This is a genomic window from bacterium (assembly GCA_016716565.1).
Classification (GTDB): Bacteria; Bacteroidota; Ignavibacteria; order Ignavibacteriales; family Ignavibacteriaceae; genus IGN2.
Map to the genome: position 1 here is coordinate 1,307,338 of JADJWC010000001.1, position 12,019 is coordinate 1,319,356.

Genomic DNA, 12,019 nt, shown 5'->3' on the forward strand with positions numbered 1-12,019 from the left:
AAAGTAGAGACGCAAACTATTGCGTCTCTACTCTATTAAATTCCTCAAAGCTTCTTCCAAATTTTCAAACTTGAACTCATAACCTGCAGTAATTATTTTTTCGACTGAAGTTCTCTGGCTCATAACTGCGAATTCGGCTACCTCACCGGCTGCAATTTTCATTATGAACTTAGGAACAGGAAAAACAGATGGTCGCTTTAAAATTTTACCGAGTGATTTAGAAAACTCCTTCATCGTCACTATACCAGGGGATGCACCATTGATTGCGCCTGATACTTTTTCATTGTCGATTGCTTGCATATAAATTCCAACTATATCATCAATATGAATCCAGGGAAACCATTGCCTGCCGCTGCCGAGCGGACCACCGATAAAAAGTTTGAATGGAAGCAGCATTTTTTTTAATACGCCTTCATCTTTTTGCATTACCAAACCGGTTCGTACTGAAACTCTTCTTACTCCATATTGTTCGACTTTTTCTGCTTCCTTTTCCCACTCTTTACAGATATTAGCCATAAAGTCATTACCTAATGAACTGGTTTCATCGAGTATTTCATCATAGCGGTTACCGTAAATCCCGACTGCAGATGAACAGATAAATGCTTTCGGTATTTGCTTTACTGATTTTATTGCTTCGACAAGATTTCTAGTGCTTAGTATCCGACTATCGTAGGAGAGTTTTTTATATTCATCATTCCATCTCTTTGCGCCGAGGTTAGCTCCCGCAAGATGAACAACTGCATCAACACCATTCACCTCAATCATCCAATCTTCCAATCTTCCATACTCCCACTTGACATACTTGCTTGCATCAGCTATTTTCTTCTTAGCACTATCGGGATTTCGTGTGAAGACAATTACTTCATCACCTCTTGCAATTAATTGCTGTGCAAGATTTCTACCGATTGAACCCGTTGCGCCGGTTATGATTATTTTTTTTCATTCTTAATTGTTTGTTGATTCTAATATTAATTGTATAAATATATTTGTGGAGATATTACAAACCTATCTATAATGATTAGTTATCAAGTTAAATTATTTAAATCATAAAACATGGTTTAAAGTTCAAAATTTATATGTAAAGAAAACAATAGGTGTAAATATTTCAAAAATCAAATTGTACCCATCAGGATAATCTATATTTTTTAGTGGCATGATTATAGTTACTATTTCTTTAAAAATCTGCTTCTAGGAGGCAATATGAAAAGAATTTTAACATCGACATTTATTTTGGCAGTTTTGTTTATCTCATTTTCCATTGCACAAACTCAACCAAACCAACTGTTAACTGCATACGGCGAAAACAGAATATTAACTCTGCCCGATATCCAGAAATCGTTTAATGATTATTGGGATGCTTATAATGTTACGGATGGCTATTATTTTGAAAATGGAGCTAAGAAAAAAGCTGCAGGATGGAAAATATTTAAAAGATGGGAGTGGTACTGGGAGAATAGAGTAAATATTGAAACTGGAGAATTTCCTAACACCAATTCTAACAATCAATATGAAAAATATTTAAGCTCCCCAAAAAAACTTAGTAAAATCACTTATGATGAAAATTGGGTTAATCTTGGAACTAATTCATCGACCGGAGGATACGCTGGCATCGGAAGAATTAATTGTATTGCTTTTCACCCTACTGATGTAAATACATTTTGGGTAGGTAGTCCCTCAGGTGGTTTATGGAAGACAACTGACGGCGGAAGCAGTTGGACGATATTAAATAATAACGAAATGGTTCTTGGTGTAAGCGATATCGCTATCCCTTCTGATTATTCAACTTCAAATACTATGTATATTGCTACAGGTGATCGCGATGGTGGTAGTATGTGGTCTTTAGGTGGAGGACAATCAGCTGATAACGTTACAACAGGGATTTACAAATCTACTGATGGTGGTTCAACTTGGAGTGCAACAGGCTTGACTTTCTCAAAAAGCTCTGGGGTCTTGATCACTCGCTTATTAATTCATCCTTCAAATTCAGCAATTCTTTACGCTTCCGTACTTGATTTTAATACAGTTCTTGATGGAATATATAAAAGTACAAATAGTGGAACGTCTTGGAGTTTGATACATCCTTATAGCCCATTTCTAGTTATTGATATGGAATTTAAACCTGGTGATCCAAACACAATTTATGCATCTAGTTTTGGATATAGTGCAGGATATGTTTTCAGGACGACTGACGGAGGGACAAACTGGTCATATGCTAGTATGACAGGAGGTTATCGTGTTGAACTAGCGGTTTCAACTAATAATTCAGCAATAGTTTATGCTCTTGCATGTAATACAAATGGTGGATTATTAGGTGTTTACAAATCTACAAATAGTGGAACTTCTTTTACTCGTGTTGACCTTGGGTCAAAATCTATGTTGTATTATTACAGCGATGGTTCTGGTTCAAACATAGGACAAGGCTCATATGATCTTTGTATTGCTTCTTCCCCAACCAATGCTAATATAGTGTATCTTGGTGGAATTAATACTTGGAAATCGACGGATGGTGGTGCAAACTGGACTATAAGTAATATGTGGACCAGTCATCCTTCTTATAATTTTGTGGGTGCACCAGTAGCACATGCAGATAAACATGCTCTAGCTTTTCAAAATGGAACAACTCTTTTTGAGGGAAATGATGGAGGGCTTTACAAAACAACAAATGGAGGAACAAGTTGGACTGACCTTACAAACGGAATGGTAATAAGTCAGATATACAGAATTGGCGTATCTCAAACGAGCCCAACGACAGTTTTAACAGGTTTGCAGGATAACGGTTCAAAATTATATAACGGTGGATTTTGGAGTGATGTAACTGGTGGTGACGGAATGGAATGTATTGTAGATTACTCAACAACAAATTATATGTACGCTACTTACGTTCGGGGGACTATTTACAGAAGTACAAATGGTGGTGCTTCATTTCCAACTACAATTTCTGCAAATATACCGGGAGGTCAACCTACAGGTGCATGGGTTACTCCATATATAATTGACCCTAATAACAACGCAACTCTTTATGCCGGATATGATAGAATTTGGAAAACAACCAATCGCGGAAATACTTGGACAAGTGCTTCAGCCGTTTTAAGTTCGTCAACAAAATTGCGTTCTCTTGCAATTGCTCCTTCAAACTCATATTATCTTTATACAGCAGATTTAACTAATATGTGGAGAACGACAAATGGAGGAACAAATTGGACTGCAGTCACACTTCCGGCAAATTCAAATAGCTTAACTTATATCGCCGTTAAAGATAATGATCCAAACACAATTTGGATTACCTTTGGAGGTTATACTGCTGATGCAAAAGTTTATGAATCAACTAATGGTGGTGGAAGTTGGACAAATATATCAACCGGGCTTCCTGATCTTCCGGTTATGTGTATCGTTCATTATAAAGTAGCTACTAATCGTAATGTTTTATTTGTTGGTACCGATTTAGGTGTTTATGTAAAAGATGGAACAAGTGATTGGGTGCAATTCAACACAGGCTTACCGAATGTTGTAGTTACAGAATTAGAAGTCCTCTATACAGGAGGAAATAATAAATTAAGAGCTGGTACTTATGGCCGTGGATTATGGGAAACTAATATTGATGCTGCTCTCCCCGTCGAACTCTCTTCTTTCACTGCAAAAGTTTTGAAGGAAGGTGGGATAGAACTCAGCTGGAGAACAGAGACGGAAGTGAATAACTACGGATTCGAAGTGCAGAAGTCAGAATACAGAAGTCAGGAGTTAGAATGGAAGACTATCGGGTTTGTAGAAGGTCACGGAAATAGTAACTCACCAAAGGATTATTCATTTAAAGATAATGTGATCAGTGGAAAGTATTCTTATCGTTTAAAGCAGATTGATACAGATGGAACTTTCGAGTATAGTAAAGTAATTGAAGTTGATGCAGGTGATATGCCCGAAGGATTTGTGCTCGAACAAAACTATCCTAATCCATTTAACCCATCAACTAAAATTAAATTTGCTGTGGTAGAAACTCAGACTGCAAAGCTGATAGTATTCGATGTCCTCGCCAATGAAGTAGCTGTACCTTTTAACGGAACTGCCGAAGGCGGTAAGATTTATGAATCGGTGTTTGATGGTAGCAATCTTTCCAGTGGAATATTTTTCTACCGATTAGAAACCGAAAGCAAGGTTGAAAACCGCAAAATGCTTCTTCTTAAATAACCGCTTAAAAAAATAATGAAATTGCCCCCGTCTGTACGGGGCTTAATTTTTTGTGTTAAATACCTGCGCGTAATTTCTTCCAGGATTCTTTTAAAATCACTCATTTTTTCCAATAAATATTGTAATATCAAACATTTTCAATCATCTGAGTGATGTTGCAATGGCAAAAGAATTGATATTCGACCAAAACGGTTGTGGTAACCTTCAAAATAATAACTAAAACTGAAGAGGCTATGAAAAAATTTTTATTATCTGTTTTTCTATTGCTATCTGTCCAATATCAACTGAAGTCTCAGGTAGCAAACTATGTGGTCCTTGCTGAAATCTATGGCGGTGGCGGTGAGCAGGGATCCTACTGGATGAATGATTATGTCCTTCTTTATAATCCAACTGAAACATTGGTTGATCTTTCAACCTGGTCTGTTCAGTATGCCATATTTCAAAGTTTCGATTGGCAGGTAGTTAGCCTGAATGGTTCAGTTAACGCCGGGCAATATTATTTTATACAGTTTGGTGGTGATGGTTCAGGAAGAACGCAGCTGCCGTTTACTCCGGATGTAATCTCAAATATCAACCTGAACAAAATAAAAGGAAAGATTGCCTTAACAAATTTTCAAACAGCAATCACAACATCAAATCCGATAGGTGGTTCTGGCGTAATCGATTTCGTTGGTTATGGAAACGGAACTAATGCATTCGAGGGATCAGGTCCTGCACCACAGACTTCAACTACCGAAAGCATCAGAAGAAAAGATGACATTGGGAATAACACTTATGGGATTTATGGAAACGGCTGGGATTCAAATGATAACTTACTTGATTTTCGTTTAGAAGGAAATCTGATTGTTAACGGTCCTCTCCCCGTCGAACTCTCTTCTTTCACTGCAAAAGTATTGAAGAAAGGGGGGATAGAACTCAACTGGAGAACAGAAACAGAAGTAAGCAACTACGGTTTTGAGATTGAACGCTCTGAAAATCCGAAATCCAAAATCCAAAATCTAGAATTCAAAAAGATCGGGTTTGTAGAAGGACACGGAAATAGTAACTCACCAAAAGATTATTCATTTACTGATAATGTGATCAGTGGAAAATATTCCTATCGTTTAAAGCAGATTGATACAGATGGCAAGTTCGAATATTCCAAAATGATTCAAGTAGACGCAAGTGGTATGCCCGATGGAATTGTGCTCGAGCAGAACTATCCTAATCCATTTAACCCATCAACAATAATCAAATTTGCTGTGGCAGAAACTCAGACTGCAAAACTGATAGTTTATGATGTGCTTGGTAATGAAGTAGCTGTACCGTTTTCTGGAACAGCCGAAGGCGGAAAAATATATGACGCAGAATTCAGTGGAGATAATCTCTGCAGCGGAATTTATTTTTATCGTCTCGAAACCGAAAGCAAAATTGAAATTAGGAAGATGCTTTTGATTAAATAAGAAGCGGAGAGATGACATCTTTCACCGATGTCAGATCTGTAAAGATGTCATCTCTTAGCAAGAGAAGTAAGAATTAGCCCCGCTGAAGCGGGGTTTTCTATACATTCCCAAAACTTAATCCCAACTTTTAAAATTTTCATTTGGATAAATAAATATTTTTTCTATTTTGCAATAGATGCTATTTATCAAATAAAATTTGCGGAAGTGAGACAGCTCCAAAGCTGATATTTATTCCCATCTATCTTTGTCTCACAATTCTCTCTTTATAACTATTTAAAGGAGGATTAATAAATGCAAAAGCATTTCATATTACTGGTGTTAATATTTCTTCATTTCAATACTGAAATGGATGCACAATCAGGCTGGTATCAGCAAACCAGCGGAACAGAAAATCCTTTATATGGGATACATTTTTCCGATGCTAATACAGGCACATCAGTTGGTATATATGGTACAATTCTGCGAACTACAGATGGTGGGAAAATGTGGACAGAGCAGAACAGCGGCACTAACTCACATTTATTTGATGTAACTTTTTTAAACTCAGATACCGGAATTGTAGTAGGTATTGTCGGAACAATTTTAAGAACGACTGATGGCGGCCAAACATGGACAAGCCAGATAAGTGGAATTATTCCGGCCATTTGGTCAGTTTCTTTTGCTGATGAAAACAACGGAACTGCCATTGGACATGCAGGAATAATGCTTAGAACTACGGATGGAGGTATAAACTGGAATCAATTGCCTGATGCACCTACAACTTTGCGTGGAGTACACTTTGCTGATATAAATAATGGTTTTGCTGTTGGTGATAACGGACTTATTATGCGTACCACAGACGGTGGCGCCAACTGGGTTGAACAACCAAATAACATACAGATACGTCTGGCGGGAGTTTATTTTACAGATGCTAATACCGGGACGGTAGTCGGTGGAAGCAATTTAACAGGTGCGGGAATTTACAGGACTACCGATGGAGGTGTCAACTGGATGCTTCAACATAGTATTCCCAATGAAGCACTGTCAGATGTTTATTTTACAGACTCACAGACCGGAACAACCGTCGGATGGAGCGGAATAATTTTAAGCACTACAGATGCAGGTGCGACATGGATAACTGAAAATAGTAATACTAACACTTCACTGATCTCAGTATTTTTTGTTAATACGGAAACAGGATTTGTTGTGGGAGGAGAAGGTACTATACTTGCTAAAACCGGTAGTGTTACTAATGTTTCAGGAGAGATCTTTCCGGAAGAATTTATTCTCGAACAAAACTATCCTAACCCATTTAATCCATCAACAACAATTAAATATTCATTACCAGAATCGGGTAATGTCAGGCTGTCTATTTATAATTTACTTAGTGAAAAAGTCACTGATCTTATAAATGAATTCCAGGAAGCTGGTATACATACAATCAATTTTAATGCATCGGAGTTAAACAGCGGCGTGTATGTTTACAAGATTGAATCAAACGGGATTATACAATCACGTAAGATGGTTCTTGTTAAATAATCGTTAATTCCTAAACTTATCTATTAAAACTAAAGAGAATGTAAGGCTGACACTTTTCATTCTCTTTTTTTTCACTTATTTTTCAACTCACAATCCAGTTGTAATTAACTATTTATTCATAATATCTAATCGGAGGGCAAATATGAAAAAATCATATTTACTTTTATTAATTTCTTTTCTCCTACTTCCACTAAGTTTTTCTTACGGTCAGTTTTTTATAGAAGATTTTGATTATCCTGCTGGCGATACATTAATTTCACACGGTTGGAGTCAAACAGGCACCGTAACTACTAATCCTATTTTAGTTACATCTCCAGGTTTAACTTATGCAGGTTATGCGGGTTCTGGTATCGGAAATTCAGTCACTCTTCTTACCAGTGGTCAGGATGCTAACGTTCAATTTACTCCAATTACTTCTGGAGCTATATACGCTTCCTTGATGGTTAATATTGCGAGTGCTCAAACCGGAGATTATTTCTTCCATTTAGGACTAGCTAATACTACATCTATTTATATGGGGAGAGTTTTTATTAAAGTTGCAGCCAATGGTAACCTGAGATTTGGATTATCTAAATCGAGCACCAGTACGACAGTTCAACCAGTATATGGTGATTCCATTTATATTACTGGAACGACTTATTTGCTGGTTCTTAAATATCAATTTAATCCTGATGTTACCGATGACAGTGTTTACTTGTTCATCAATCCAGCTATTAGTCCAATTGAACCACTGCCAGATTTAGCTCACGGAACATTAACTACTGGCAATGATCCCGCGAATATAGGTGGCGTTTACATCAGGCAAGGTTCTAGTTCCTCCGCAGCTAATTTAACATTGGATGGAATTCGAATTGGAACCGCCTGGGCAGATGTGGTCCCTGTTGAATTAACTTCCTTCACAGCCAATGTCAGCGATAATGATGTGATATTGAGCTGGTCGACTGCAAGTGAGTTAAATAACGCAGGATTTGAAGTTCAGCGTTTGATTGAAGGAAATGAATTTGCGACTATCGGTTTTATTGAAGGTCACGGCACAACCACCGAAGCGAAAACGTACAGGTTTGTAGATGCAGATCTTCTTGCGGGAAGCTATACTTACAGGTTGAAGCAGGTTGACTTTAACGGAACATTCGCTTACTCAGATGAAGTGAATGCTGAAATTACATCACCGGTTCAATTTGAACTTGCACAGAATTATCCGAATCCGTTCAATCCAAGTACTACCATTAAGTTTTCAATTCCTCAGAGTTCAAATGTAACCCTGAAGGTGTTCAATGCACTCGGACAGGAAGTAAGCACTTTGGTAGATCAGATTATGGAAGCAGGTTCACACACAATTAATTTTGATGCAACTCAGCTAAACAGTGGAATTTACTTCTATCGTATAGAAGCAGGTATGTTCAATGAAGTCAGGAAAATGACGCTGATTAAATAAATAAATCTTTTTAATTTTTTTACCCCTCCTTCCGCAAAACGACAGTGCGGATTTCAGGAGGGGTTTTTATTTATAATATTACTGCGATGGTAAATGTTGACTTGTAAATCTGAGGTGAAAAAATATTTTTTCAATTCAAAAGTTTGAATTTAGCCAACTATTAAATATTCGAGCAGCTTTTTGTAAGGGCACGTTGATTGTAACTGAAATTGCAAATTAATTTGATTATTTTCCTTCAGGTTATATATAAAAATTAGTGTGAAATGGTTTTCGGATTTGTAAAAATAAACGGTAAAACAAAAATAGAGCGTAATATTCGTCGTGATCATAAAATTAAAAGAATTCTATTCAACGTTATTTATGGAACAATCGGATTTCTGATATTAAATTTTATCCTTTACGCTCTCTCAACAAGCTAATCTCCTCTAACAGATAATAATTATAAGTATTTAGATTGAAACGCAGACGGTAATCTTTTATATTAGTCCGTCTATTTCATCATATTATGAGTAAAAACAAAGTATATATTGAAACTTACGGCTGCCAGATGAATCTTGCAGATACTGAGATAGTTCTTGGTATTCTGCAAAATAATGGCTACAGTCTTACGAATCACTCAGAAGAAGCTGATGTTATTCTTGTAAATACCTGCAGTATCAGGGAAAATGCCGAGCAAAGAATTTATGGTAGACTCGGTAATTTCAAAACGATTAAGGATCAAAAACCTGAGCTTGTTGTTGGTGTTTTAGGTTGCATGGCTGAAAGACTACGTTCCGATCTTGTCGATAAGAAAAAAATTGTTGATGTAGTCGTTGGTCCCGATGAATACAGAAGATTACCTGAACTAATTGATGTTGCTTTCAACGGTGATAAAGGGATTGGAGTCAAACTTTCTAAAACAGAAACTTATGATGATATAATTCCCCACAGAGAAGACGGACTTCAGGCGTGGATTTCGGTTATGCGCGGCTGTGATAAGTTCTGTACTTTTTGTGTTGTTCCATTTACAAGAGGAAGAGAGCGAAGCCGTTCTTTAAATTCGGTTGTTGAAGAAGTAAAGCAGTTATTGAAAAGAGGATTCAAGGAAATTACTCTCCTCGGACAGAATGTTAATTCTTACAAGGATGAAGAACTTTCTGATAGCGGAGACTTTGCTAATCTTCTCGCGGCTTGTGCAGAAGTTGACAGATCAGTAAGAATTCGTTTTACAACATCACATCCACAGGATCTTTCTGATAAATTATTATATACGATTGCTGCAAATCCAAATATCTGTAACTACATTCATTTGCCAGTTCAGTCTGGTTCAAACCGGATACTTGAACTGATGAATCGTACTTACACAATTGAGCACTACCTTCAGTTAGTCGAAAAAGCAAGAAAAATAATTCCCGGAGTAAGTTTCTCGACTGATATCATCACAGGATTTCCGACTGAAACGTTTGAAGATCATATTATGACACTCGATGTAATGAGGCTCGTTCGCTTCGATGGTGCGTTTATGTTTAAATACTCGCCGAGGGAGGGGACAAAAGCCTTCAGAATGAATGATGATGTTACAGAAGAAACAAAAACTAAACGGCTTCAGGAAATAATTAATCTTCAGCAGCAAATATCTTTCGAGCAAAACCAGGATTTAATAGGGAAAGAAGAAGTCGTGTTAATTGAGGGGTTCAGTAAAAAGTCTGATAAGTTTTTATCAGGCAGATCTGATACAAATAAAGTCGTAATTATTCCTGCTGCTGACGGAATTAAACCCGGAGATTATATTAAAGCCAGAATTAACAGAGCGACTTCAGCAACTTTATTCGGAGATTTTACGGGTTTCGCAAATTTGGTTAAAGAAAACTTATCTTTGACTGGGTGAAATCTTAAAAATATTTTTTTTCAACTGGCGGTGAGAAAATGCAAAAGCTTAAACTAAATTTCATTTTTATTCTGATCGTCAATATCATACCATTCACTTCAAATATTTATTCCCAGGATGCAGATATTGTCCCTTACCTCAAAGCAATCGAAAATGGTGATCTTGCAAGTGCTAAAGAAGCTCTGACAGAATTAAAAGAAAAAAATCCGGAAGATCCTTCAGTAATGTTTCTTGATGCAGTTTTAAAGGAGAACGGACAGGAAGCCGTTGCTATTTACCAGGATATTGTAAATGATCATCCAAAATGCAAATACGCTGATGCCTCACTCTATAGGATCTTTTCATACTACTATGCACTTGGACTTTATGAAACATCCCAGGAAAAACTGAAGCAGTTGAAATCATCATACCCGACATCACCTTACATTCAGGTTGCCGAACAAAATATTTCAGCGCTCGAGAAAGTTGAGCAGACAAAAACTGAAACAAAGGTCGAAGAAACTCAAACTCAAACCAAAACCGATGCTGATTATAAATTCACTATACAGGCGGGTGCATTCACGAATCTTGATAATGCAAAAAATTTAATGAGTGAATTTGAAAGCGCGAGCATTTACTCTCAACTGGGTGAAAAAGTAGTCGGAGGTACAACTTTTCACATTGTGTATGCAGGTAAATTTGAAAAACGCGAAGACGCTGAAAATTTTTTGCAGGTTTTGAGTTCTCGTTATAAAATAAATGGAAGCATTGTTCCTACACCGGAAAAATAAATGAAAATTATTTTTCTAGGTACAAGCTCAGGCAAGGTTTCTGTTTCTCGTAATTACTCTTCCATACTTTTTTCTTCCGGAAAATACAACTTGCTCGTCGATGCTGGCGAAGGAATATCCAGATCTCTGATTCATAATAATATTTCTTTTGATTCCGTTGATGGTATCCTGTTTACTCATCTTCATCCTGATCATTCTGCAGGGTTACCGGGTTTAATCATCCAGATGAAAATGAATAAAAGAAAAAAAGATCTGCAAATTTTTGTATATAAAAGTCTGCAAAACGTGATTCAAGATTTTTTGCTCAATTCGTACATACTTCCTGAAAGAAAAAATTTTGAAATTGAATACGTTACTTTTAATGAGAACGAAAAAATCAAAGTTGCCGAAGAATTCTATTTCACTGGAAGAAAAAATTCTCACTTGAACAAACTTGAAAGTTATACGAAAATTTATCCGTCTCTGAAACTTTTCAGCGGCAGTTTTTTGTTTGAAGTAGATGGTAAAAAGATTGTTTATACTTCTGATATCGGTGCCGAAGAAGACCTCTCAATATTTGATGAAATTAATCCTGATATTGTAATCAGCGAAGCCAATCATATTACCGTGCAATCAATTATTGAAAAATATCAGGCTTCATCTTCCCGGATAATTCTTACTCATTATTCGGATGAAGAATTTCAGAGCATTAGTGAAATTTTGGCAAATCTTCCCAATGCGACAAAAGATAGAATCGAGATAGCACGGGATTCTCAAATCCTTGAAATCTGATTGTTTTTTAGATTAATATCCATTAAAAACACTA

8 protein-coding genes are annotated in these 12,019 nt (G+C 36.7%); 7 read left to right on the plus strand and 1 reads right to left on the minus strand.

What is annotated here, in order from left to right:
* Positions 1-27: 27 nt before the first annotated feature.
* Entirely contained in the window at positions 28-933 is a 906-nt protein-coding gene (locus IPM14_05770) for a TIGR01777 family protein (GenBank protein ID MBK9097631.1), read from the minus strand.
* A 267-nt stretch (positions 934-1,200) separates the two neighbouring features.
* Here IPM14_05770 and IPM14_05775 point away from each other — a divergent pair, with 267 nt between their 5' ends.
* The 7 genes from IPM14_05775 (at position 1,201) to IPM14_05805 (ending at position 11,985) form a co-directional block, all read left to right on the plus strand.
* Positions 1,201-4,182, plus strand: coding sequence for a hypothetical protein (locus IPM14_05775; protein ID MBK9097632.1), 2,982 nt, complete (start codon positions 1,201-1,203; stop codon positions 4,180-4,182).
* A 233-nt stretch (positions 4,183-4,415) separates the two neighbouring features.
* Entirely contained in the window at positions 4,416-5,624 is a 1,209-nt protein-coding gene (locus tag IPM14_05780) for a lamin tail domain-containing protein (GenBank protein ID MBK9097633.1), read from the plus strand.
* Between the two features lie 291 nt (positions 5,625-5,915).
* Positions 5,916-7,142 carry a T9SS type A sorting domain-containing protein gene (locus IPM14_05785; GenBank protein ID MBK9097634.1) on the plus strand — a complete coding sequence of 409 codons (1,227 nt, stop codon included), beginning with the start codon at positions 5,916-5,918 and terminating at the stop codon, positions 7,140-7,142.
* A gap of 142 nt (positions 7,143-7,284) precedes the next feature.
* Complete coding sequence (locus tag IPM14_05790; GenBank protein MBK9097635.1) at positions 7,285-8,577, plus strand: T9SS type A sorting domain-containing protein; 1,293 nt, start codon at positions 7,285-7,287, stop codon at positions 8,575-8,577.
* A 505-nt stretch (positions 8,578-9,082) separates the two neighbouring features.
* Positions 9,083-10,444 carry a tRNA (N6-isopentenyl adenosine(37)-C2)-methylthiotransferase MiaB gene (gene miaB, locus IPM14_05795; protein ID MBK9097636.1) on the plus strand — a complete coding sequence of 454 codons (1,362 nt, stop codon included), beginning with the start codon at positions 9,083-9,085 and terminating at the stop codon, positions 10,442-10,444.
* Between the two features lie 38 nt (positions 10,445-10,482).
* Complete coding sequence (locus IPM14_05800; GenBank protein MBK9097637.1) at positions 10,483-11,214, plus strand: SPOR domain-containing protein; 732 nt, start codon at positions 10,483-10,485, stop codon at positions 11,212-11,214.
* Positions 11,215-11,985: an MBL fold metallo-hydrolase gene (locus IPM14_05805; GenBank protein MBK9097638.1), complete on the plus strand. Its 771-nt coding sequence runs from the start codon at positions 11,215-11,217 to the stop codon at positions 11,983-11,985. It begins immediately after the preceding gene.
* Positions 11,986-12,019: the final 34 nt, after the last annotated feature.

Excerpts from the sequence above, each read along its gene's own strand:
- IPM14_05780 (MBK9097633.1), top strand. The coding sequence starts at position 4,416 with ATGAAAAAATTTTTATTATCTGTTTTTCTATTGCTATCTGTCCAATAT.
- IPM14_05785 (MBK9097634.1), top strand. The coding sequence starts at position 5,916 with ATGCAAAAGCATTTCATATTACTGGTGTTAATATTTCTTCATTTCAAT.
- IPM14_05775 (MBK9097632.1), top strand. The coding sequence starts at position 1,201 with ATGAAAAGAATTTTAACATCGACATTTATTTTGGCAGTTTTGTTTATC.
- IPM14_05790 (MBK9097635.1), top strand. The coding sequence starts at position 7,285 with ATGAAAAAATCATATTTACTTTTATTAATTTCTTTTCTCCTACTTCCA.
- IPM14_05800 (MBK9097637.1), top strand. The coding sequence starts at position 10,483 with ATGCAAAAGCTTAAACTAAATTTCATTTTTATTCTGATCGTCAATATC.
- miaB (MBK9097636.1), top strand. The coding sequence starts at position 9,083 with ATGAGTAAAAACAAAGTATATATTGAAACTTACGGCTGCCAGATGAAT.
- IPM14_05805 (MBK9097638.1), top strand. The coding sequence starts at position 11,215 with ATGAAAATTATTTTTCTAGGTACAAGCTCAGGCAAGGTTTCTGTTTCT.